Annotated in this window: 13 protein-coding genes and 4 pseudogenes; 5 read left to right on the top strand and 12 right to left on the bottom strand. The window is 66.0% G+C overall.

The window, feature by feature from the left end:
- Positions 1–157: 157 nt before the first annotated feature.
- From ACF08W_RS12405 to ACF08W_RS12385, 5 genes and pseudogenes are all read right to left on the bottom strand, one after another.
- Entirely contained in the window at positions 158–622 is a 465-nt protein-coding gene (locus tag ACF08W_RS12405; RefSeq protein WP_385214261.1) for a hypothetical protein, read from the bottom strand.
- A 44-nt stretch (positions 623–666) separates the two neighbouring features.
- On the bottom strand, positions 667–1,467 hold the full coding sequence (locus tag ACF08W_RS12400; protein WP_392279227.1) for a class I SAM-dependent methyltransferase: 801 nt from the start codon (positions 1,465–1,467) through the stop codon (positions 667–669).
- Positions 1,468–2,535: 1,068 nt separating this feature from the next.
- Positions 2,536–3,081: pseudogene (locus ACF08W_RS12395) on the bottom strand (IS630 family transposase); the annotation flags it as partial.
- Positions 3,082–3,198: 117 nt separating this feature from the next.
- Entirely contained in the window at positions 3,199–4,710 is a 1,512-nt protein-coding gene (ltrA, locus tag ACF08W_RS12390) for a group II intron reverse transcriptase/maturase (protein ID WP_392279226.1), read from the bottom strand.
- 608 nt (positions 4,711–5,318) lie between these two features.
- Positions 5,319–5,813 (bottom strand): annotated as a pseudogene (locus ACF08W_RS12385) (IS630 family transposase); the annotation flags it as partial.
- A gap of 112 nt (positions 5,814–5,925) precedes the next feature.
- On the opposite strand from ACF08W_RS12385, the pseudogene ACF08W_RS12380 reads away from it, so the two are divergent.
- Positions 5,926–6,879: pseudogene (locus ACF08W_RS12380) on the top strand (IS5 family transposase).
- A gap of 279 nt (positions 6,880–7,158) precedes the next feature.
- On the opposite strand, the gene ACF08W_RS12375 reads toward ACF08W_RS12380, so the two are convergent.
- The 6 genes and pseudogenes from ACF08W_RS12375 to ACF08W_RS12350 all read right to left on the bottom strand — a co-directional run bounded on the left by ACF08W_RS12375 (position 7,159) and on the right by ACF08W_RS12350 (position 17,285).
- Positions 7,159–9,750: a DUF262 domain-containing protein gene (locus tag ACF08W_RS12375; RefSeq protein ID WP_392279225.1), complete on the bottom strand. Its 2,592-nt coding sequence runs from the start codon at positions 9,748–9,750 to the stop codon at positions 7,159–7,161.
- Between the two features lie 85 nt (positions 9,751–9,835).
- Complete coding sequence (locus ACF08W_RS12370; protein ID WP_392279224.1) at positions 9,836–11,122, bottom strand: restriction endonuclease subunit S; 1,287 nt, start codon at positions 11,120–11,122, stop codon at positions 9,836–9,838.
- Positions 11,119–13,095: an N-6 DNA methylase gene (locus ACF08W_RS12365; RefSeq protein ID WP_392279223.1), complete on the bottom strand. Its 1,977-nt coding sequence runs from the start codon at positions 13,093–13,095 to the stop codon at positions 11,119–11,121. Before ACF08W_RS12365 ends, ACF08W_RS12370 begins: the two co-directional genes overlap by 4 nt.
- Positions 13,096–13,254: 159 nt before the next feature.
- Positions 13,255–13,926: a hypothetical protein gene (locus ACF08W_RS12360; protein WP_392279222.1), complete on the bottom strand. Its 672-nt coding sequence runs from the start codon at positions 13,924–13,926 to the stop codon at positions 13,255–13,257.
- A 1,167-nt stretch (positions 13,927–15,093) separates the two neighbouring features.
- Positions 15,094–16,009, bottom strand: a pseudogene (locus ACF08W_RS12355) (hypothetical protein); the annotation flags it as partial.
- Positions 16,010–16,280: 271 nt separating this feature from the next.
- Positions 16,281–17,285, bottom strand: a complete 1,005-nt coding sequence (locus tag ACF08W_RS12350) for a prepilin peptidase (RefSeq protein ID WP_392279221.1) — start codon at positions 17,283–17,285, stop codon at positions 16,281–16,283.
- Between the two features lie 103 nt (positions 17,286–17,388).
- Here ACF08W_RS12350 and ACF08W_RS12345 point away from each other — a divergent pair, with 103 nt between their 5' ends.
- On the top strand, positions 17,389–17,769 hold the full coding sequence (locus tag ACF08W_RS12345) for a DUF192 domain-containing protein (RefSeq protein WP_392279220.1): 381 nt from the start codon (positions 17,389–17,391) through the stop codon (positions 17,767–17,769).
- A gap of 52 nt (positions 17,770–17,821) precedes the next feature.
- On the opposite strand, the gene ACF08W_RS12340 is transcribed toward ACF08W_RS12345, so the two are convergent.
- On the bottom strand, positions 17,822–18,406 hold the full coding sequence (locus tag ACF08W_RS12340; RefSeq protein WP_392279219.1) for a helix-turn-helix domain-containing protein: 585 nt from the start codon (positions 18,404–18,406) through the stop codon (positions 17,822–17,824).
- Between the two features lie 229 nt (positions 18,407–18,635).
- Here ACF08W_RS12340 and ACF08W_RS12335 point away from each other — a divergent pair, with 229 nt between their 5' ends.
- From ACF08W_RS12335 to ACF08W_RS12325, 3 genes are all read left to right on the top strand, one after another.
- The gene (locus ACF08W_RS12335) at positions 18,636–19,784 is read left to right on the top strand and encodes a zinc-binding dehydrogenase (RefSeq protein ID WP_392279218.1); all 1,149 of its coding nucleotides are present in this window, start codon (positions 18,636–18,638) and stop codon (positions 19,782–19,784) included.
- Positions 19,781–21,208, top strand: coding sequence for an APC family permease (locus tag ACF08W_RS12330; RefSeq protein ID WP_392279217.1), 1,428 nt, complete (start codon positions 19,781–19,783; stop codon positions 21,206–21,208). The genes ACF08W_RS12335 and ACF08W_RS12330 overlap by 4 nt, the downstream gene beginning before the upstream one ends.
- A 215-nt stretch (positions 21,209–21,423) precedes the next feature.
- Positions 21,424–23,433, top strand: a complete 2,010-nt coding sequence (locus tag ACF08W_RS12325; protein WP_392279216.1) for a hypothetical protein — start codon at positions 21,424–21,426, stop codon at positions 23,431–23,433.
- Positions 23,434–23,488: the final 55 nt, after the last annotated feature.

Here is a 23,488-nt window from a genome sequence, read left to right as displayed (position 1 = left end):
CGGACCGGCCCGAGGGGGGGTTTCCACCATAACCCTTCGTAAGTGCCGACGCGTGCCACGCCACACAACAATCACTCTCCGGATACAACGTGGATGCGGACAGCTTCCGGTCCGGCGGGCGGCGGGCGGGCGGGCGGCGCGGCGGCGGGCCGGGTGGTCAGGTGGGGGACGGGGCGCCCCGGTGGCCCCGGGTGAAGCGGACCGCCACGGTGTCCCCGCCGCCGACCACGAAGCTGCCCCCCTCGCAGCGGATCACGGCCTCGCGCACCTGTCCGTTGGCGTCGCCGCGCTCCTCGGTGCGTACGACCGTCCAGCCGCCGTCGGGCGGGGGCGGCAGCCCCGGGAGGGCGGCGAACTCCCACTGCCCGGACGGTACGCACCAGTCGGGCAGCCGGGGCCAGGCTCCCGGGCCGATCCGCAGGCTCCGGTCCGACGCGCAGGTCAGCAGCAGCGACTGGCCGTCGGCCAGCAGGAACTCGACGGCCTCCGGTTCCGCCAGCAGCCCCTCGGGGCGGTAGACGACACCGAGCACCCCGACGATCCGCGCGCCGCTGAGCCAGTCGGCCCGGCGCTGCCTCGGCACCCTCGGCGCCCTGGTCACGTCCTCGTTCTCCGCCGGCATGGTCGGCTCCCTCCCCAGGCGCTCGCCGTCCAGGGTCGCATCCCTCACTCCGGTCGCGGCGGCCGTACCGGTTTGCGCGCCTCGATCAGGAACCGGGTGGTGTGGGCGGTGAACGGGCCCTCGGTCTCGATCAGATGGTGCAGTTCGGCGAGACGGGGGCGGTGCTCCTCGACGGTGAAGCCCGGCACCATCCAGATCACCTTGCGCAGGAAGTAGACGACGGCGCCGATGTCGAGGAACTCGGTGCGCAGCCGCTCGGACCGCAGGTCGACGACGTCCAGCCCGGCCGCCTCGGCCGCCGCGCGGGCCTGTTCGGGGTCGCGGGCGCCGCGCACCTCGGGGGGCTGCGGGCCGAGGAAGTACTCGACGAGTTCGAAGACGCTGGCGGGGCCGACCTGCTGCGAGAAGTACGTCCCGCCGGGGGCGAGGACCCGGGCGATCTCCTGCCACCAGGTGGTCACCGGGTGGCGGCTGACGACGAGGTCGAAGGCGTTGTCGCCGAACGGCAGCGGCGGTTCGTCCGGGTCGGCGACCACGGCCGCGCCGCGCGGGTGCAGCAGCGCGGTGGCGCGGGCGATGTTCGGCGGCCAGGACTCGGTGGCGACGGTGAGCGGCGGCAGCGCGGGGACGGCGGCGAGGACCTCGCCGCCGCCGGTCTGGATGTCCAGGGCGGCGGTGGCCCCGCCCATGCGCTCGGCCATGGCGCGGGCGTACCCCCAGGAGGGGCGCTCCTCGGTGGCGCGGCCGTCGAGCCAGGAGAAGTCCCAGCCGTCGACGGGGGCGGCGGCCGCCTCCGCGACGAGTTCCTCGAACCGGGCGCGCTCTGCTTCGGGTGTTGCGGGCATACGGGCATGGTGGCAGCGGGCGCCGGGCGGCGCGAACGGGTATCCCGGCCACCGGTCCGGGTCAGGAGGCCAAGGCTGTAGGTCGGCTTCCTTCTGGCCCCTGAGGCCAGCGTGACCTGCGCGTGGTTGCGATGTCCAGCGGACTGGCCCACGGCGTTGTCCAGGCCTCACGTCCTTTGTATGAACCCCGAGACCTCGATGGCCCGCTTGATGCTCAGCCCAAGCCAAGGTCGAGCTTGGCGATCAAGGAAATTTTCCAGTCTGCCTCGGTTTCCAGTACGCGGAAACAACGATCATGGTTGCACCATGCGGCGTCCCAGGTGTAGATGTCGGCGGACACCTGAACGTGCCCGTGCGGGCCCGTAGCTCTGAAGGGGCACGCCGTGCAATCCACACGTCGATTACTCAGCGCTCGCTGCTCTTCCGCTCACGCCCAACGTCACAAGCCCCGCCGACACCATGCTCGAACGCCTTTTGTGCTGCATCTGTGGTCGGAGCACCGCTAACGCCGACGAGCACGCTATCGCACTGCCACCCGAGACCGCCTGACAGAAATAGCTGCGGCAGGACGGCCAGATCCAGGACGGCTACCCCTGCGCGGAGTTGATCGGTCCGAACACGCGGGAGGGCTGGCCGGACGGCATGCGGCTGATCGTGCGACGGGTCCGCCCGTCCGGACGCCGACTGGCCAAGCTCACCACCTTCGAGAAGCAGACCGGCTGGCGCTACTCGGTCACAACCACGAACATCCCCCACGTGCAGCAATCGTCGGCTCCCATCAGCCCCAGTGGCTCGACGCTCTCGCCGTTCCCACGCTAAGGGCGGGGACCGCGCGCACACCGAGAAGGCGACGGGCCTGCGCAACCTGCCCAGCAAGAACTGGACCGTGAACCAGGCTGGATGCTGGCCCTGCACGACCAGTCTGAACTGGAATGCGCCGAGCCGGATCCCAGGCGCTACCGGCTCTGCAACCTGCCCGCCCGCCTCGCCGCCCACGCCCGCCACCGCTGGCTGCGACTCGGCCGGACTTGGCCCTGGGCCGACACGTTCGTCCTAGCCTGGCAACGGCTAGTGACCTGGGTCAGAGATTCGTCGGCAGTAGGCGGCGACTTTGTCGAGGATCTCGTCGGCTGACTTGGTCCAGTGGAACGGTCTGGGGTGTTCGTTCCAGTCGGCGAGCCAGGCCCGGATGTCGCGTTCGAGGGCTTGGACGGAGCGGTGGACGCCGCGCTTGAGCTTCTTCTGTGTGAGCTCGGCGAACCACCGCTCGACCAGGTTCAGCCAGGACGCGCTGGTCGGCGTGAAGTGCAGGTGGAACCGCGGGTGGGCCAGCAGCCACTTCTTGATGTCGGGTGTCTTGTGGGTTGCGTAGTTGTCCAGGATCAGATGAATCTGGAGGTCGGCCGGGACTTCCTTGTCGAGTTTGGCCAGGAACTTCTTGAACTCCACCGCCCGGTGGCGGCGGTGGAGGAAGCCGATGACCTTGCCGGTGGCGACTTCGAGGGCGGCGAAGAGGGTGGTGGTGCCGGCCCGGACGTAGTCGTGGCTGCGGCGTTCGGGAACACCGGGCATCATCGGCAGGACCGGCTGGGACCGGTCCAGGGCCTGGATCTGTTGGGTCGGGGACGGGACGCCTTGCGGCCTTCCGGCCGTAGGTCTTCCCGTCCCCGCCCGCCGAACCCGCCGTGCAGGTCATCCCCGCAACGGGCTCTCCACGTGATCCGATGGGGCTCAGTTGACGAGTTCGGAGACCTGTCTGACGAACGCTACGTCGTCGTGGCTGATCCGGCGGAAGCGTGCTCCCGACGGATCGACCTCGTCGATGTTGTACGGCGTCGCGATCTGCGCTCCGCGGAAGCGGTAACGCTCGACTCGCGTCTTCGCCGGGTTGTAGAGGACCAGGCCGTCCTCGCAGATTCGGTCAGCCCCGTAGAAGCGGCGCCGGGTCTGCTTCCAGGTCATGTGCGGGTGCTTGCGGCGGATCCAGTAGATCATCCTCCACCAGGCATACCAGCCCAGGTAGGAGAAGGTCTTCTTGGAAGCGCCGTAGCGGAAGTAGGCAGCCCAGCCCCGCAGGATCGGGTTGATTATCCGCAGCACCTGCCCGATCCGGAGTGAGGTCGTACTCGCCCCCGTGGCCTCCTTGATCTTGTGCATCACCCTGGCCAGGGCGTCCTTGGACGGAATGGTCAGCACCACACGGCGTCCGTCTCCCCGCTGCCACCGCTGGATGCGAAAGCCCAGGAACACGAAACCGTCGTCAATGTGGGTGATGTGGGTCTTCTCCACCGAGAGGGTCATCTTCAGCCGCTCGGCCAGCATCTGCGCGATCTCCGCCCGGATCGCCTCCGCGTCCGACCGTTCACCGTGCACGAGCACGACAAAGTCATCCGCGTAACGAATCAGACGGTAGTTCGGCTGTCCGCGCCGTCGTCGCTGCTGGCGGCGCCAGGGCGGACTCATCTCCCGTTCCCAGATGCCAGCGAAGTGGCGGTCCAGGACGGAGAGATAGATGTTGGCCAGCAACGGAGAGGCGACCCCGCCCTGCGGCGTGCCGGTCAGGCTCGCGGCAAGTCCACCGTGGCGTTCGACGATCCCCGCCCGCAGGAACGCGCGGACCAGCCGCAGCACCCTGCGATCGGAGATTCGCTCTTCCACCAGGCCCATCAGGACCTGGTGGTCGACATTGTCGAAGCACGCGGTGATGTCCCCTTCCACCACCCACTCGTAGGAGCGGCTGGTGAGCTGGTGGATCTCGGCGATGGCATCCTGAGCCCGGCGTCCTGGCCGATACCCGTAGCTGGACGGGTAGAAATCGACCTCGAACACCGGCTCCAGGACCAGCTTGAGGGCCATCTGCGCGACTCGGTCACGCAGAGTCGGAATCCCCAGAAGACGGACCTTCCCGTTTCGCTTGGGGATGGACACCTGCCTCACGGGCAGTGCGGTGAACGTGCCGTCCTTCAAGGCGGAGCGGAGCTCCTCCAGGAAGGGCAGCACTCCGACGTCCTCCTCGACGTGGCGGCGGGTGACCGCATCCACGCCGGCTGTCCTGGCACCCTTGTTGCCGGCGACCCGCTCCCAGGCGACCAGCAAGGTCGCCCGGTCGCAGATCAGGTTGAACACGTCACCGAACCGGCGCTCCGGTTCGGCCCGCGCCCATCGGTGCAGCTTCCGCTGGTGGTCGAGTACCCGACGTTCGGCCTCGAAGACGTTCGGCCACGACGGTGCGCTGCTGTTCAACGGCGCATCTCCTCTCCTCCAGTCATGCTGCTGATCACGCTGCCGTCCTTCCCCACGTGGCCAGCTCTCCTGACCTCCGAGTACTACGACGGCTCCGCCACGATCCGATGCCCTGGGCGGGCGTTGCGCCTGCCCTCCGCCCGGCTGGAAACCGGAGGGGTAGGGCGGCATCGGACCGCTTCCCACGTTCACTGATGTCCGTTGTGACGGGTGTCGGCGTCCGGCTATACCCCGACGGCATCGCCACGGGCCGCACATCGCAGTCTTGGCCCGGGCCTCCCGCCGCCCAAATCACACGGACGACGGAAGCGGACAGGTCAAAAAAAGCCACGACCTGCCCAGCACCGCAAAGTGATCCATCCACCAGATTCAGCAGATCACTGACGACTAACGGGGCTTCTGACACCGGTTCAGTTCCCTTACGCCTTTCCCGTCCTCGCTAGCGGGCACGAGCCGTCTGGTAGTTCCGACCCGCCCCTACATTGTCGAGGCCGCTTCCAGCCTTGCCCCCAACCCGGGGCTCAGCCTGCCTCCAGCTTCGACCGGTCACTACGATGACCGGCGGCAGGTCCTTCCTCCCGCACGGATCCATCAGCGCCTCGTGGCGCACGCGACTTCTCGTCCACGCACAGGACGAGTGCCTTCTCCGGCGGGTCGAGGTAGAGGCCGACGACGTCGCGGACCTTGTCGATGAACAGCGGGTCGGTCGACAGCTTGAACGTCTGAGCCCGGTGCGGTGCCAGGGCGAACGCCCGCCAGATCCGTGAGACGGTCGACTGCGACATCCCCGTCGCCGCAGCCATCGACCTCGTCGACCAGTGGGTCGCGTTCTTCGGCCTCTCCTCGAGCGTCTTGACGATGACCCGTTCGACATGGGCATCGGTGATCCTCCGCGGGACACCGGGCCTCGGGTCGTCGCACAAGCCGTCCAGGCCGCGTTCGATAAACCGGCGCCGCCAGGTGCGGACCGTGTCCGGAGCGATCCGCAGCCGACGGGACACCTCCATGATCGAGTGGCCTTCGGCGCACTCCAGCACGATCCGCGACCTCTGCACCAGGGCCTGGGCCGTCGTCCGGCACCGCACCCAGCCCTCCAGCACCACCCGCTGGTGACCGACAACGGCGGAATCTTCGGACCTGGACGGCTCATGCCCGACTAACGACGAATCTCTGACTCAGGTCACTAGGCACTGTTTCTCGGATCACCGGGCGCCGGTGGCGCGTTGCCGTCAGGCTGGCTGTACGGGCCGTGGTGATCTGACGAACGCGGAGTGGGATCGGCTGGAGTCGTTCTTGCCTGCTGGTGGTGCGCGTGGTGGTCGGCGGAGCGACCACCGCCGGGTGATCAACGGTGTCCTCTACCGGGTGCGGACCGGTGTGCAGTGGCGGGATCTGCCCGAGCGGTTCGGGCCGTGGGAGACGGTCTATAAGCGGCATCGCCGCTGGTCAGCGGATGGAACCTGGCAGATCCTGCTGTCTCGCATTCAGGCAGCTGAGGACGCGGCGGGCGGGATCGACTGGGACGTGTCGGTGGACTCGACGGCCGTGCAGGCCCACCAGCACGCCGCCGGGGCGCGGAAGATACCCCTGGCCGCCGTTCCTCAAAAGGGGGCCGGGCAGGGGACGAACCAGGGCGATCCGGTACTTCGGAAACTGGCCGTCCGGCTGGAGGAGGTGGTCAGATCGGCGAGTGCCTGCGGCGTTCCCGCGGCGCACCAAGATCCACCTCGCCGCCGAGGGGCCATGCCGGCCCCTCGCCTTCGTCCTGACACCCAGACACTACGGTGACGGACCCCAACTCGAGCGGGTCCTGAAGAAGGTATCGGTGCCCCGAACCGGAGTCGGCCGGCCTCGCACCCGGCCCGACCGCGTCCTGGCGGACAAGGCCTACACGTCCAGGGTGAACCGCCACTACCTGCGACGACGCGGCATCCCGCACACGACCCCCCGAACGCCTCGACCAGCAAAAACACCGCAAGAACCGAGGCTCCCGAGGCGGCCGGCCCACTCACTTCGACAGCGAGCGCTACAAGAAACGCAACACCGTCGAACGCACCATCAACCGCCTCAAAGGCTTCCGGGCCGTCGCCACCCGCTACGAGAAGCGCGCCCTACGGTTACCTCGGCACCGTCACCCTCGCAGCCCTCGTCATCTGGCACCGAACGTGATCCGAGAAACAGTGCCTAACACAGTTTCCGGCCGTCACCTGACAGCCGGCCCAACCCCAACGATCAGAAGCGAACCGCAAGTCCGGGTCCGTGAAGCCCGGCGCCCCGCAGCGAAACGCGACGGCCCGCCCGAACGACGAGGGGACATCCCGGGCACCCAGTCGAGCCGATCAGCTCCCGCTCACCGCCGACGAATCGAGACTAAGGCCGACTCCAAGAGCCAGATAGCCAGCCACGTAAACCCGCTGAGACCGCCCCAGCCTCCCCCGCTCTGATAGATCAGGATCTCTGCCTGACACGCAGGACCTTATATGTGTATTGTCGAGCGCCCTCGGTGAAGGCCCTGCGAAAATCTCGATCATCCATGAAGCAGCGCAAGAATTGCTCGTCATTGATGAAATGGTCTTCAATGACTCCTTGGAAGATTCCGTCAAATACGTCACCAAAGTTCTCTAGATCTGCAGCAAGCCCAGCAGAGACGACCCGCCGCAACTTGAAGCAGGCCCGCATGGGCGGAACGGGGTCAGGAGCTGGGGTGGGGAGCTTGTATCTCTGGACCAGCTCATTGAAATTAGAACGAAATGCCGCTTCGATAGTACCCTCCGACTCGATGACGACTACTGGCGCTGAGCTCTCCACCGTGGCAGCTCCCTTTGATCGCGCACTGGAAGGCCCCCGATCGAGCAGGCCCTGGGCAATGGCCACCTTGCGGATCGATGCAAGACTGAGGAGTCCGTTTCCCGAGACATCGCTGTGCCAGAAATCCCAACCCGGGCAAGATGACGCACCTAGTGCAGCCGCGCCAGCACCCGAGAGCGACCCAAACTCCTCTCCGGTCTCAAGTCGGATACGCCCACCCTCAAGGATGACTGCATTGAACTTCTGACCAGTTCGCTTCAGCTCTGCAGAGAGTGGCGCACCGACAGAAATCAGCCCCGCGTGGATCAAGTCAGCAACCTGAATTCCATAGTGCGTCTTTCGGCGCCCAGCACTTCGTGGCCTTTGTGCAGCGACTTCTCGCACCTTCGCAAAACCTAGCCGCTCCACATCCCACACGAGCTCACACAGACGCTGATATAGCTCAGCGCGCTCGTCGAGCGCCTTTACGTCGAAGTTGCTCTGATAGGATTTAAAGGTGCGCTCGAGCCTATAGCGCTCGCGAAACTGCCTGAACCTTGGCTTACGCTTGTAGGCTTCCGGATTTAGCGATGCCGCCAAAAGGTTCTGACCGTAGTAATAGGTGAGCTTTTCGGCATATAGGTCAGCCCCGAAGCTCGCATTATCTGACTTCTCAAGAAGGAGGAGACCTCCGATGCGATTGCGCGCTTTGTCAAAGTCGCGCTCGTTTGCCACACCAGTCTGGATATGCAGGCTGAATTTATTCGCCCAGATGTGTTCGATCTCCCAGGGAACCGCCGGGCCAGCGATCCCAGGAGCCCCTCTACCAAGGTACTGATCCACCAGGTCAGGCTTGCCGCATTCTGCCTCGACGAAGCCTGTGAGGCGTGCAAGCAGGTAGCGAACCTGACGCCGATTGTTGTGGAGACTGAACCTCTTCACTGCATCAAAACTGCCGAGATTAGCGGCCTCGCGCCCCAGCAGATCTCTCAGGTCATCAATGGCCGAGGCTTCACGCACGCTAGGAAGCAATCGCTTAACCTCTTCAAAGAAGTCTTGCGCTTGCACTGCTGGATCATTATTGACGGTCCGCGTAATGAAGACAAGGTCGAGATAGGAGGCAAGGAGTTGAGCCTTAGCCTCAAAAGCTTCTTGTGAGTCGGTATCACGAACGCTGGCGAGGATCAGCAGGTACTGCGCGTCGATCCCGTTTGCGGCGTTGTAGAAGATAGACTCGAGGCCGGCGGTGCGATTGCGTGCCGCACCGAGCAGACGACAATACTGGCGACTACGTGGAACGGCGGTCTTGAGCACGAAGTCGACGTAATCCTGTCCAGTCTTCCGCAGCCCCACCCTCATCGGAGATTTTCGAATCCACTCATGAAAGGCGCGACTGATCTCATCGTCATCGCTCCCATCGGAGGCAGCGAATCGAGCCAGGAGGAGCGTCTCGAAGAAATCACTGGGAACCTGGCGCCCAAAATCACCAAGCTCGCTCAGCATTCCCCGCCACGCGGCGTTGAGTTCAACTTGTTCGCGCCCTGCCCGAGACAAAATGAATCCCTTGAGCAGATCTAGCGACGTCAGTCCAGCGCCTCTATCGTTCATCGTCTCAAAGATTTCCCAGCTCAGGTCGTGATCATCCGTAGAGATCTCTACAAGAGAAACGCGATCCGCCAACCAGTCGGCAAAAGTTGGGAGGCACTCGTCCTGCAAGGCTTCGGGAAGTTCTTCCGCAATGTCCTGCGCCCGCTGCCAGAGATTCTGGACGGACATCGTGGATTTGGTCGGATCGAAATCCTTCCCGCCCCTCAGAGACTCGAGGCACTGACGCCGTTCCTCAACGTCAATCGTGTAGTGGTGTTGACCGCCCGCATATCGACGCACCAAACCGCCGACCATATTGGCAGTATCATGGTCACCCTGCTCATTCAGAAGACGTTCGATATAGATGAGCAATAGGTGCAACGTCGTGAAGCGTTGCTGCCCATCTACCAAGTTCTTCTTGAGGCCCGACGACTGACAGACATAGGGGCCAAGGAAGTACGGTCGGTACTCGACATACTTCTGCCGATCGTGCTCGGGGCGCCAATCACGGAGGAAGGCGCCAGCGAGGTCATTAACGAGTTCCACGACGTGACGCCGCTCCCAAGAGTACTCCCGCTGATAGTACTCCAGGACATACTGCCTATTGAACAGCTGTCGAACCGTGTAGTCGCGACCCTCGACCCGCCCCCGTACCGTCTCGCCCATCCCTAACCCCCTGCATGCCGTCGCCCCAGGCGTCACCGCCCCTTAGGAAAGTTGTACCCGATGCCTCTGTCAGCGGGCCACAGAGTCACGGAAGTAGCCCCGAGCGCCCAGTCGAACTAGCGTCCAACTCGCCTGCTACGGCAGCAGCTATCAATGCTCTACGCCGTTCGTCCAGGAGATCCGCTTGGCGGTGAAGCCGGCTCACGAGAAGCGAGTCGTGGGCGGCCGCCTCCTCAAGCTCCGAGACGAGCCGCGCTTGCGTCGAACTGTCCGGGAAGGGAAAGCGCTGGGAGCCGAGCTGTTCGCCAGTCAGGTGAGCGATGGTGGTCGTGTTGCCCCCGATCGCGAAAACGCCCAGCGATGTCGCCGCCTTCAGGCAGTAGTAGAGCCAGCGGGAAAGGCTGTGACCTCTCGGCCGAGCACGATGGAGCGCCTTTTGATAGTACATTTCACGTTGGTCGTTCCAGATAGCGGCTCGTCCAGGTTCGCTCCCCCCTTCGCAGATCAGGAGGTCGCCGGGGAGCACCTCGTAACGCACGCGCTCTCCCGGGGGGAAATCCATGAGCAGGAGATCACCTGTATCGATCCGATCCCACTGGACGTTCAGATTACGGAGGTACGGCCTGAGGTGGGATCCCGTTGTTCGCTCCCGGTTGAGCATCTTCCCCAGACGCAGTTCGAATTGAGATGACACCGGAGCGACGTGCCATGATGCTGGGACGTCACCAAGCCAAGGGAGGCGACTCGGCGCCCGCGGACCGCCTTCAGCTTTTCCTCGAACTGCGTCGTAGACCCGTGAAAGGCCCCGCTCGCGGATGAGTCTCTGCTGAGAGTCGCGCAGGGACGCAAGACGGTCAATGATCGACATCTCTGCGTCCAAAAATTTTACAATTCGGCGCTGCTCATCGAGACCTGGAAAGGAAATAGGAAGGGCCTTTACCCTATCTGCACTCAGATGAAAGATGTTGGCCCCGGAGGAAATACTGGCGAAAATCCTTGACGAGAAGGCAGACCGGGCCCACCATGCCAAAAAACGCCCATCGATCCCATCGCGCGGCCGCAGCCGCAACAGTGTGTTCTGAAAGCAGACGGGGCCTTCAAGCTGTCGTTCCCAGACCGCCGAAGCACCTACAGCTGAAATGCTACCGCTCCCCTCGGTAACCAGGACGTCCCCGGGCCTGAGGGAGAAGGTGCGCTGCTCAGCTGGAGTGAAGTTCATGCTCTGGACGTCGGACAAGTCCAAAAAGCCGTCCTTGACATTGGCTGCGCGCAGGTACGGGACCATCCACTTTCCGCTGGCATGGACCGGAGAACGCTGGCGCCCAAGGGAGACTTCAGCGACGGAGCGGAGCGGGGCTGTTCGCCAAGTCACGAGATTTCCTTTTCCAAGAGCTGCTGGATCTCGCTCTCGACCCTCTTCAGATCCGCATTAATCTCCTCAAGTCGCCGAGGTTGGTTAAATGAGAAGAAGCGGCGCGTAAAGGGGATCTCATAGCCAGTCTTGGTCTTATCGTGGTCGATCCAGGCATCTGGCACCAAAGGACGGATTTCCCGCTCGAGGTACGATTCGGCATCCTCGTCCAGGCCAATGTTGTCATACTCGCGCAAATCAGGATCCGGCAGAATATTACCAGACCTGTCGACCTGAAGCTCGCCGTCCGGATCCTGCACGCCTACTGCCGCCCACAAGGCCTTTTCTGCGCTGGCAGGAAGCTTCCCGATGCCGACGTCTGCCAGAGCAAGCGTCACTCTCGTGGCAAACTCGATCTTCTTCCAGACAGGAGGGTTGCCCATGAGGGATCGAAGCCCCTGGGTCAGCTTATCTCGGTGCACATAATTCTTCAGGGCCTTGCTTTCAAGTAGTTGGCCAAGAGCATAGTCTGTGACTTCAAAGCGCAGCTTAAGCGGGCGTTCGATAGTGATCCGCCTGTAGCCGAATTCCCTGTAATCCACCACCTGCACCTTTGCATTCAACGGATGCGCGGGGTCCTTGGAAATAGCCAAAGCAGATCGATAGGCGTCGGTGATCCTCTTGATCTGCGGGTCGCTGATGAATTTACGCTTCTCGCCGAGCGAAGGGCGCAGGCGATCGGAGAATTCACGCGCATCAAACAGAATAACACGCTCCTTATACTCTGACCTCTTTCGGTTCGAAAGAATCCAGAAATAAGTGGCAATTCCCGTGTTGTAAAATAGCTGATCGGGAAGCGCGATGACGGCTTCAAGCCAGTCGTTCTCGAGAATCCAGCGCCGAATATTTGACTCACCCGTTTCTGCTCCCCCACCAAAGAGCGGCGATCCGTTGAATACAATGGCAATTCGACTTCCGCCGTCCCTCGGCGACTTCATCTTGTGGAGGATGTGCTGCAGAAACAGAAGTGAGCCGTCGCTGACGCGCGGGAGGCCAGCGCTGAACCTGCCGTTCTCGTCGCGGGCCTCCGCCGCAATGTAGTCCTTGACCTTGCTCCATTCAACGCCAAATGGCGGATTGGCCAGCATGTAATCAAAGGAAAGGCCGGCGTGCAAATCGTGAGTAAACGAGTTGCCCAATTTGATATTGCCGGCCTCCTGCCCTTTGAGCATCATGTCCGATTGGCAAATGGCGTAAGACTCAGGATTTACCTCTTGTCCGTACAGTGTAATCTCTGCATCGGGATTGCTCTTCAAAATGTGGGCGTGGGCCTCCGCGAGTATGCCCCCGGTACCGCATGCCGGATCATAGATCCTCTTCACGACAGCATCGCTTGCACTGAGTTCCGCCTCGTCGGGAACCAAGAGGAGGTCTACCATCAGGCGCACTACTTCGCGGGGAGTGAAGTGCTCACCAGCCGTGTCGTTCGAAATCTCGGAGAACCTACGAATAAGATCCTCGAAGATGTAGCCCATTTGATGATTATCAACCTTCTGTGGCTTCAGGTCGATGCTTGCAAATTTGCGCGCAACTGGAGCGAGGAGCCCTGCTCGCTCAAGGCGATCGATCTGCTGATCAAATTCATAATTCTCAAGAACGCTAGCAGTTTTCGAAGAGAAGCCACTGATGTAAGCGCGAAGCCGCTTACTCAGCTCCGCATCTTTTGCCACCACATCCTCGTATGAATCGGAGCTAATGTTGTAATACGGAGCGATCTTTTCCAGGCGGTGCTCGTAGTTTTGGATGCCACGGCTCTTGAACTTGACTACTTCGGCCTCAATCTCGTCTTTTGATTCGAGGGCGGCGCAGCCCAGCCGCCTCAGCAACGTGAAGGGAAGAATCACTTTGCCGTACTCTGTTTGACGATAATCTCCGCGGAGAAGGTCCGCTACGGACCAGATGAAGCCGGCGATCTCTTGGTGCTTGGCTGTCATGTTGGCCCTCCCGAAGCTTGCTGAACTCTGTGGATCTGGCATCTGGATTTATTTCGAGTGACGCAGGAAACTAGGGCGGGTTAGATATTTCAGTGTCATGCCTCGGCCGGGATAGCGTCAGAGTCGGATGCTGGCGAATCGGCTGAAGACATTGCGGCGTCATGCGAGGGCCGACCCCGTGGAAAACAAAAGGCCAGGGCGCATGCGGAGCAGAACGGTTCCATTGGAGAGTACCTCCCGCGTTAGGACTGCGGGATCACCCACACTTAGACCAACTCCGAGTGCCATTTCAATAGGGAGGAGTTGCTGCAGGTGAAGGTGTTCACTCGGGGTGAATTGCACCCATGACTCCTCCTGCAATGTCAAGATTCCCGTCGCCGTTTCCTCGCCAGGTATCCCCGGCAGTTTTGCGCGAACTGAAGCACACTCACTACTCAAAGTGCGCAGCATTTCCAGAACGACTGGAGAAGATTGTGCAGCGGGTCCCAGCAGATCGGCAGCATGCACCTCCTGTCGATCGAGTTGGGCGCTGAGTGCCCGTTCGATCAGCGAAGCGGCGCTCCGGTAGCTGGAGGCCACTGCGGCGAGCCCCCTCCTGGCCAGTACAACTGCCTCAATGTTGAGTTCACAGAACAGTGACACCTTGCCGACCAAGCGACCGTTGGAGGAAACAGATCGTTGAATGCCCTCCGACAAGACGGCACGCCCACGCAGTGTCCGGAGCCGCTGCTGCGTGACTGCCGCCGCAGGGTCGGAGGCAACGAGGATTTGGCGCCAGTCAACCACGGGCCATGGGCGCACCTCGCCCAAGTTCTCCTGCGCCTTGGCCATCGTAGCGATCCCCGATCGGTTGAATCAACACTTCGAGGATACCCTCGCAAATGGATACGAGAGACTGTCTCTCGGTGAACGACATGTTGAGCGCCGACGCCCGCGACGGGCTACCAGGCTGGGCCTCCTACTAGTGACCCTGATTGCCCAGTTGATCTTCTACCAGGTCCAGAGGGTTCGAGGAGACCAGGGTTCCCAAGAAGGCTATGGGGTTGGATCCTTCGGCCCGGTCCTGGCACCCGACCAAGGTCATCGCGACGCAGCGTGCAGCGAGACTTGTGTTCTGTCACTACCGCGTCGCGGCGTTAGTGCTACGTGTCGGCGGCGCCTTCAGTGTGTTCGGCCACGACGGCAGCGGCGGGTACACGGCCCTCTGGCTGATCCGCCCCGGCCAACCCCTTGTCGACCAGCCCCTCGTCTTCCCTGGGGTCTGAGGGCGAGACCGGTGTCGTGTCTCGCAGCCTCGGTGTGACTTCCTGTGGCGCCTCACAGGCGGATGTGGCCCCCTGTGAGGCCGCCATCAGCAACGGGCCCTGCGGGGGCCCGGGAGCCAAATGAGGCGTTCGCGACGGTTGCAAGGCAATTCGCGCCCGGCCACGAGCAGTCGGCAACGGATGTGATCGAGCAAGCACGCCAAGAGTTCCCTGGTTTCGACGACATCATCATGGCCTCTGCCGCTGACCGCCGCGGAGCTGTAGCAGACGGCCTGAAGCTCCTGCTTGCGCCTGGGGCCGAGGCAGCGCGGTCAACGGTAGGTCGTCTACATAACGGTGAGGGGCGGCGGACTAACTCCGAGGATAGCGACCCAGTAGCGGACTGTGCTGGTCGGCAGCCCGGTCTCCTGTCCGCTCAGCAGGAGGGCCGCGGCAAGCGCTGGTCCGCGGACGCTGACGAAGCCGGTGCCGGGCGGGAGGAGCCGTGCGGTCCAGGCTGGCCAGAACACGGCGGGGAGCTTGGCGGCGCGGGAGCGGGCGAGGACTCCGGCCCGGTCCAGCTGGACTGCCGGGTTGGTTGTGCCGGTTCGGTAACGGAGTTGGTCGCTAGACGCAGGCCGGGGCCGAGGACGGCGAGTTGGACGCGGCGGAAAGTGTAGCTGGTGTGGAGGTCCCCAGTCGTCGATGGTGGAGGCGTGAGTGGGCCGCCGCTCGGGGCCGGGCAGCATGGTCATCAGCCAGCGCAGGCTCTCGCCTGCGGCCGACGCGTCGGGGTGAAGCATGATCTGGCATGCGTATACCAGGCCGAGAGCCGCGCCCGCGAGCGGGGTGCGATGCTGGGCCGGCGAATGGCGGGCCCGGCCGAGGCCTTGGACGGCTTGGCGGTGTAGTTCGACGGCGACGGGGTCGTGGACGAGGGGGCCGGGCAGCCCGTAGCGGAGGGTGCTGGTGACCACACTGCCGACGATCGCGCGGAGGTCAGCGAATGCCTGGAACGCAGGCAGCGGTTGGGTGCCGCCTCGGCGGCGCCGTAGTTCTTGACCTGGTCGAGTAGTCCGGCGCCCAGGCGCTCGGTGCTGGCACGGATCGCGCGCTGGCAGCCGCGGTTGACCAGGGTCATCAGCGGGCCTATGTGGCCGGTGGAGCGGGCGAAGAGGTGGTCGGACAGGTCGTCGGCGAGCATGCCGGGGTACTTGTCCGCGAGGACGAGTCGCTTCTCAATGGCCAGCAGCAGGTTGCGACAGTCCCGCCGTCCGGCCTCGCGGTTGATCAGGAATGAAGTGGTTGCTGATCTCGGCGGCGCTGCACTTCCTCCACCGCAGGAAGTGCAGGTCATCGACCACCAAGAGCCTGACCTCGCAGAACAGGAAGCAGTCCAGGGCCCGCTCTCCGATCTGCCTGGTAGTGCCCCGGAAGGCGCCGGGGTCCAGCATGGCCAGGTTGAAGTCCTTCATGCCGGTGTTGCCGGTCAGGCCGCCCCGGCAGCCGGGCCAGCGCTCGTGGCCATCCTCGGTGAAGGGGCCCGCCTCCGCGATCTCCCGCAAGTGGAACTGCTTGGCGAAGGACAGCACCGCAGTCGTCTTCCCGAGTCCCGGGAACGCGCCGACAGCGACTGCGCCCTTGACTTTGCCCCCGTCCTGCATGTTGCTGCCCCTCGTGTACGGTGTCGTCCTCCCGACCGCAGGCTGACCGAAACGGCACCGACAACAGGCCGCACGCCCCTCTCCAAGGCTCAGTTCCGGACCGAACCCGGCCCGAACGAATGCAACTCCGGTTACTGAGTGCAACCCTAGGGAGACAGTCGATGCTCGCTGCTCATCTGCTCCAGAACTACCCCGAAGGGGTGAATGACCAGCACTCGCGTCCCATGGGCCAGACAGGGGACAGCATCACTTGGAAAGGGACATCAGAAACTGGAACCTACAGGGCGCCGAGGAGGATGCCCAGCAGCGCGCCCGTGATCATGAACGGGCCGAACGGGATGCCGGTCTTGCGCCCGGCCCGCCGCAGGACCATCAGCCCGAACCCGTACGCCGCGCCGAGCAGGAATCCGGCGAAGCCTCCGGCGAAAACCATGGCCCAGCCGTACCAGCCGAGGACCGCGCCCAGGGACAGGGCGAGCTTGACGTCGCCGAAGCCCATGCCGTTCGGGTTGATCAGGAAGAGCAGGAAGTAGAAGCCGCCGAGGGCGGCGCCGCCGAGCAGCGCGGTGGACCAGGAGCCCGCGTGTTCGGGGAGGAGCGCGGCGAGGCCGAGGAGGACGGCGGCGGCCCCGGCGGCGGGCAGGGTCAGCCGGTCGGGCAGCCGGTGGACGCGGCGGTCGATGGTCGCGAGGAGGACGGCGACGGGGGCCAGCAGCAGCCAGACGGCCAGCTCGGGGCGGGGCCCGGTGGCCGCGCCGAGGGCGGCGCAGGACAGCGCGGTGACGACCGGGACCAGGGCGCCGGGGGCGTACCGGGCGGGGTGGGGGCGGGTTTCGCCGGGGCCTTGGGCGGGCGGGTCGGCGGGCGGGTCGGTCTGCTGCCCGGTGGAGCCGTCGGCCGGGGCTTCGGCGGGCCGGGCGGCCTGCTCCTCGGTGGTTGCCGCGGGTCGGCCGTCCGTGGTCGTTCCGGCGGTTCCCCCGGACGGTACCTCTGCGGGCGCCTCGGCGGTTCCCGCGCCCGGGTTCTCGGCGGTTTCCGCGTGCGGGGCCTGGGCGGTTTCCGCGTGCGGGGCCTGGGCGGGGGCGGCCGGGGCCGTGGCGCAGGTCGTGCAGCGGGTGGAGCCGAGCCAGCCGCCGGCCGGGCCGGTCAGCCGGTGGCCCGCCGGGCAGGCGTCGCGCCAGGGCTCCTCCGGTTCCACGGAGAACCGGTAGGCGGCGCGCGGGACGAGCAGTCCGGCGGCCGTCCCCCAGAGAGCGGCGAGCACTGTCAGCATGGCGTCCACAAGGGCGACCCTAGGCGGGGCCCGGAGACGGGTCATGGGTCCTGGGGCCCACTGGGCACCGTTCCGGACCCAGGATCCGTGACTGGGCGCTACCTTCATGGCCATGGCTCAATGGCGCAATGGCACAGGCACGTTGACGGTCACCGACGGACAGGGCGGGCGGGGTGAGGCGATACCGCTGCGGATCGCGGCCTCCTACCGGGCCCGCAGCCGCGGTCTGCTGGGGCAGGACGGGATCGACGGCGCGCTGATGATCACCCCGTGCGGGAGCGTGCACAGCTTCCGGATGCGGTTCACCATCGATGTGGCCTACCTGGACCGGAAGTTCCGGGTGGTGGCGGTCCACACGATGAAGCCCGGCCGGCTGGGTCTGCCCCGGCTGCGCGCCCGGCACGTGATCGAGTCGGAGGCCGGGACGATGAAGAAGTGGGGCATCCGGCCGGGAGCCGTCGTCGCGGTCGAACAGACCGGGACCGACCGGTAGCGACCGGTCGGGTGCGCCCGGCCGCACGGCGGGCGCACTGTGAAGTCGGGGCCTACGGCCTGAGTTTCGTGCGGGAGAGCGGGAGGGCCGGGGCGATCGACCAGAGGACCTCGGTCTCGTCCGTGCCGGGGTTGTCCCAGGCGTGCGCGGCCCGCGCGGAGAACGTCGTGGAGTCACCCGCCTCCAGGAACCTGGGCTCGCCGTCCACGGTGAGCCGCAGGGTGCCGCGTACCAGGTACGCGAAGACCGTCTCGGCCTCCAGGCTGTACGCGCCGCCGGAGCCGCCGCCGGGGCGCAGGATCGTCCGCATCACCTGGACGTGCCGCTCCTCGGCGGGGGTGAGGAGGAACTCCTCGATGCCGTGCCCGCCCATCTCCAGCTTCGCGCCGAGCCCGCCCTTGACGACGTCCTGGTCCGGATAGTCGAAGAGCGTGGCGATGCCGGTGCCCAGGGCCTCGCAGATACGGATCAGGGTCGGGACGGAGACCGAGGTCTTGCCGCGCTCGGCGAGGCTGAGGAAGCCCTTGGTGACGCCTGCCTCCTCGGCGACCTGAACCAGGGTCAGCCGCTGGGACTGCCGGAGCTCGCGCAGCCGCGGACCGATCGTGGACATGTGGCTGTCAGCGGCTTCGGACATGGCGAACACGCTACCTGTCGGGGACGTCACGGGCGGTGGCCGGGGGAAGAGCCAGGTCAAAAGGGATGCAGAAGGGTCTTTACCCATCGAGTTTAGTGCTGTAAAACTTGACGAAAGTTTAATGGCGCTAAACAAGACGCCATGGCGGCCTCCCGTGCCGCCCCCTCGACGGCCGTATGCGCCGCCGCACCTCCCCCGTTTCGTTCCGCACCACCCGAGGAGTAGGCCGATGAGCTCCCCGTCCTTCCAAGAGAGCACCGCGCGTACGGTGCGCGGCGTCGTCTTCCGCTCCCCCGGCCAGGACGTGGCCGTCACCGACGTCACCCTGGCCCCGCCCGGCCCCGGCGAAGTCGAGGTCGCCGTGACGGCGGCCGGGGTCTGCCACTCCGACCTGCACGTCATCCGCGGCGAGTGGGACCACCCGGTCCCGGTCGTCCTGGGCCACGAGGGCTCCGGCGTGGTCACCGCGCTCGGCGCGGGCGTCACCGGCCTGGCGGTCGGCGACCACGTGGTGCTGTCCTGGGTGCCGTCCTGCGGCGAGTGCCGGTTCTGCCTGGCCGGGCGGCCCGCCGCGTGCAGCCTGGTCGCCGAGGTCGTGGCGCCCGACGGCGTGCTCTACGACGGCACCAGCCGGCTCTCCGTCGACGGCGAGCAGGCCCACCACTACCTGGGCGTCTCCTCCTTCGCCGAGCGGGTCGTGGTCCCCGCCTCCGGCGCGATCAAGGTCCGTGAGGACGCCCCGCTCGATGTGATCGCCCTGGTCGGCTGCGCCATCGCCACCGGCGTCGGCGCGGTCCGCAACACCGCCGGTGTCGAGGAGGGCGCGACCGTCGCCGTCATCGGCTGCGGCGGCGTCGGCCTGTCCTGCGTGCAGGGCGCCCGGCTGGCGAAGGCCGGCCGGATCGTCGCCGTGGACGTCGTCCCGGAGAAGCTGGAACTGGCCCGCAGGCTGGGCGCGACGGACGCGGTGGACGCCCGGGACGGCGATGTCGTCGAGGCACTGCGCGCCCTGGTCCCCGAGGGCCTGGACTACGTCTTCGACGCGATCGGCAAGATCGAGACCACCGAGCAGTCCATCGCGGCGCTCGGCCAGGGCGGCGCCGCCGTCATCGTCGGCCTCCCGCCGACCGGCCGGACCGCCCGCTTCGACCCGCTCGCCCTCGCCGAGGCCGACCAGCGCATCCTCGGCTCCAACTACGGCTCGGTGGACGCCGCCCGCGACATCCCCGCCCTGGTGGACCTGGTGGTGTCGGGTGAGCTCGACGTGGAATCGATGATCTCGGCGCGGCGCCCGCTGGACGAGGCGGGCGACGCCCTGGCCGACCTCGCCGCCGGTCACGCGCTGCGCCAGCTGCTGATGATGGAGGACCGGACATGAGCACCGCCGGAAAGCAGACCGCCCCCACGCCGTCCGACGGCCTGGCCCACCGGTCCGTCTCCACCTTCGAGGTCGGCGCGCAGAGCGTCGCCAACGTGGCGCCGAGCGCCGTCATCGCCTTCGCCCCCGCCAGCATGGCGGCGTCCGCGGGCAACGGCGCCTGGTTCTCGTTCTTCCTGGCCATGGCCGCCGTGCTGGCCATCGCGTACTGCATCTGCGTCTTCGCCCGCCGCCGGGCCGGGGTCGGTTCGCTGTACGCGTTCTCCCGGCTCTCGCTCGGGGCTCCCGGCTCCTTCGTGACCGGCTGGGCGCTGCTGATCGGCGCGGTGTGCATCGGTTCGGGTTCGCTGGCGGGCGCCGGGTACTACACGGCGCGTGCCCTCGACCAGATCGGCATCGGGGTCTTCACCGGGATCACCGGCCAGATCCTGCTGGACGTGCTGCTGGCCGCCGTCGCGATGCGGCTGACGATCGCCAGTGTGCGGACGGCGGCCCGGGTCGCCTCGGTGCTGGAGGTCGTGTCGATCGTCCTGATCGTGGTCGTGCTGCTGCCCGCCTTCTTCAAGAGCGGCAACATCATCGACACCGACCAGCTGAGCCTGAGCGGTTCCACCCTCGACGGCATCGTCTTCGCCGTGGTGCTGGGTGTGCTCGGCTTCGTCGGCTTCGAGGGCGCCGCCTCGCTCGGCGCCGAGGCCACCGACCCGTACAAGGCGATCCCCCGCTCGGTGATGGGCAGCGCGGTGCTGGCCGGGGTGCTGTACATGTTCGCCACGTACGCCCAGGTCGCCGGGTTCGGCGGGGCGGACGCGCTGGGGAAGAGCTCCGACCCGATGGACGAGCTGGCGGAGATGTCCGGGCTCGGCTTCCTGAAGTTCTTCCTGCACGCCGGGTTCGCCGCCTCGTTCGTGGCCGTGGTGATGGCCTGCATCACCGTCGCCGCCCGGCTGCTGTTCGGCATGGCGAACGAGGGTGTGATGCCGGCCAGGCTCGGCCGCGCCCACCCGCGCCACCGCACCCCGTCCGCCGCGATCTGGGTCGTCACCCCGTTCGTCGTCGTCCCGGCGGTGCTCGTGGTCGGCGCGGGAACGGCACCGCTGAACGCGACGTCGTACATCGACACCATCGGCGTCTTCGGCTACATGCTCAGCTACACCCTGGTCTGTCTGGCCGCCCCGCTGTTCGTGCGCCGGATCGGGGCGCGGGGGCTGCTGGTCACCTGGCTCCTCGGCCTGATCGGGGCCGCCGCGATGGTCTACGTGTTCTACCGGAACCTGTGGCCGGTCCCGGAGTTCCCGCTGAACGTGCTGCCGTACGTGTTCGTCGGCGCGCTGGTCGTCGGAGTCGTCGGCTTCGCCGTCCTGAAGGCCCGCCGCCCGGAGGTCGCCGAGCGCGCCGGAACCTTCGCCGACGACCTGGACTGACCGTGAGGACCTGACGCGTCCGCTCCCCGGCGCGATGCCCCGCCCCTCCCCCGCACCCGGCGGGCGGGGCGGGGCATCGCGCGTTGGGCCCGACTTTGGGGCCAAGGGCCCAGGTCACCCGGCTCGTACACCCGTACGCTCACGCCACGCCCGCATCCCGAACCGCGGGCTCACGCAGGGCAAGCAGGGCGAGCGGGCGTCGGAGAGGAAGAGCCGTGACTGGTGGCGGGGGCTGGGGAAGTGGAGGCCGGGGCCATATACCTCCCGGGAGCCGGGGCGGTGGTTCCGGCGGGAGCAGCGGGACGTTCTTCGCGCTGACCCGTAGCTGGGCCGCCGGGGCGCTGGTCTACATCGCCGCCGGGTATCTGCTCTCGCGCGGGCTCGTGGAGCTGCTGGCCTCGGACGAGCGGCTCACCAGCTTCGGCTGGCGGCTGGCCCTGCTGCACGTTCCCAACGTCATCACCACCCTGGTCACGGTCCTGGCCGCCGCCCGGGTGCTGCCCGCGGAGTACCGCGAATCGCGCGTGGTGGCGCTCGGCGCCGCGCTCACCGTGCCGGTGGCCGCGCTGGTCTACGGACTCGCCGTCTCCTGGCACCTGGTGGGCATCGAGGGCACCCTGATGCCGATCGTCTCGCTGGTGACCGGCGCGGCCGCGGGCCTGGCCGTCGACCGGCTCCTGGAGGACCGCGGCGAGGAGGACGCGCCCACCCCGTACCAGCCGTACTCCTGGCGGGACGGCGGGGCCACCGCCATGGAGTACCTCGGCGTGATCGTCCTGGTCGTCACGTTGATCGGCGCGATGTCGATGGCGGGCGTCGGCGGACAGATCGGCGAGCGCATCCGCTGCGCCATCAACGCGATGGGGGGCGGCGGGGGTTCCTGCTCCACCGGCGGCGGCAACGGCACGGACACCACCGCGAAGCCGAAGACGGACGCCGACTACGAACCCAAGATGTGCCAGGTCTCCAGCGTCTCCGACACCGTCGGCGGCAAAGTGAAGATCGGCTGGTTCGAGTGGGGCAACGAGTACGGCTTCCAGCAGAAGGTCAGCCAGGCCAACACCGACATCAACGGCGACGGCAAGGTCGACGAGAACGACAAGCTGGTCTACATGACGTTCACCGACGCCGCCTCGGCCGGGGCCACCGCCTCCACCCCCGGCGTCAAGCTCGGCAAGCTGGGCAAGGCGGACGTCGACGTCGGCGGCGGCATCAAGATCACCAACGGTGACACCTGGGTCTTCAAGAGCGAGGAAGAAGCCAAGAAGATGCGGGACGACATCGAGGAAATGAAGATGTGGGAGACCTCCACCAAGTACAGCGGTGGCTACGGCGGTGGCTGGTACTCCGGCATGAAGTGGGCCGACAAGAAGAAGGACGTCGAGAAGAAGATCGGCGACAAGAAGATCTCGTACTCGACGATCGGCCTCAACGCCTACGCGGACGGCGGACTCTCCATCAACGCGGGCGACGACACCAAGCTCGGCGCGAAGCTCGGCGGCAAGGCGAAGTTCTCCCCCGAGGTGACCATCACCAAGGACGACGTGAACGGCAACGAGTCGTACACGTACACCGCCAAGCTCGAACTGGAGGGCAAGGTCAGCGGCACCGCCGGCCCGTTCGGCGGCACGGCCGGCGCGAAGGACACCCGGACCGGGGCGGTCACCGTCACCCGCGACCAGAAGACCGGGAAGATCGTCCGCATCGACATGACCCAGACCCTCGAAGGCACCTCGACGTCGGACAAGGGCGAGATCAGCGGCGACAACGGCAAGAAGGACGGCGACAAGCGCGGCGGCAAGGTCAGCGGCACCGACTCCTCCGGCGAGACCGGCATCCAGGTCAAGACGAACTCGATCGTCTTCGGCAAGGACACCGACGCGGACACCGAGGCCAAGCGGGCCATCGCCGAGCAGTGGCTGGACGGCTCCGGCAACAACACCGCGCCCTTCGAGTACCTCTTCGGCGACCACAACATGGAGAACAAGCCGGCCGGGAACGACCCGTTCGACCAGCTGATGTTCCAGGACGGTCTGTCGAGCACGATGAAGTACACCGGCCAGACGGACGCCCAGGAGTTCGGCTTCGAGGTCTCGCTCGGCATGAGCCTCGGGTTCTCGATCTCCGACGAGCACAAGAAGGAGACCCTGAACGACGCGCAGTTCCTCGGGGCTCCGCAGGGCGACAAGCGCTCCTATCTCCCGTACAGCTACTGCGCGAAGTAGCGGTACGGAAGGATGGCCGCGGAGCACACCGACCGCGGCCGGCACACAGGTACGA

The organism is Streptomyces sp. NPDC015144 (assembly GCF_043079735.1).
In the GTDB taxonomy this organism is placed as follows: Bacteria; Actinomycetota; Actinomycetes; order Streptomycetales; family Streptomycetaceae; genus Streptomyces.
The sequence above is the reverse complement of the archived record's forward strand: the minus strand, read 5'-3'. Positions and strand labels throughout refer to the sequence as shown.

Coding starts and splice junctions, on each gene's coding strand:
- ACF08W_RS12375 (WP_392279225.1), bottom strand. CDS start 9,750: ATGGGCGAGACGGTACGGGGGCGGGTCGAGGGTCGCGACTACACGGTT.
- ACF08W_RS12340 (WP_392279219.1), bottom strand. CDS start 18,406: ATGTCCGAAGCCGCTGACAGCCACATGTCCACGATCGGTCCGCGGCTG.
- ACF08W_RS12365 (WP_392279223.1), bottom strand. CDS start 13,095: ATGACAGCCAAGCACCAAGAGATCGCCGGCTTCATCTGGTCCGTAGCG.
- ACF08W_RS12405 (WP_385214261.1), bottom strand. CDS start 622: ATGCCGGCGGAGAACGAGGACGTGACCAGGGCGCCGAGGGTGCCGAGG.
- ACF08W_RS12360 (WP_392279222.1), bottom strand. CDS start 13,926: ATGGCCAAGGCGCAGGAGAACTTGGGCGAGGTGCGCCCATGGCCCGTG.
- ACF08W_RS12400 (WP_392279227.1), bottom strand. CDS start 1,467: ATGCCCGCAACACCCGAAGCAGAGCGCGCCCGGTTCGAGGAACTCGTC.
- ACF08W_RS12335 (WP_392279218.1), top strand. CDS start 18,636: ATGAGCTCCCCGTCCTTCCAAGAGAGCACCGCGCGTACGGTGCGCGGC.
- ACF08W_RS12345 (WP_392279220.1), top strand. CDS start 17,389: ATGGCTCAATGGCGCAATGGCACAGGCACGTTGACGGTCACCGACGGA.
- ACF08W_RS12330 (WP_392279217.1), top strand. CDS start 19,781: ATGAGCACCGCCGGAAAGCAGACCGCCCCCACGCCGTCCGACGGCCTG.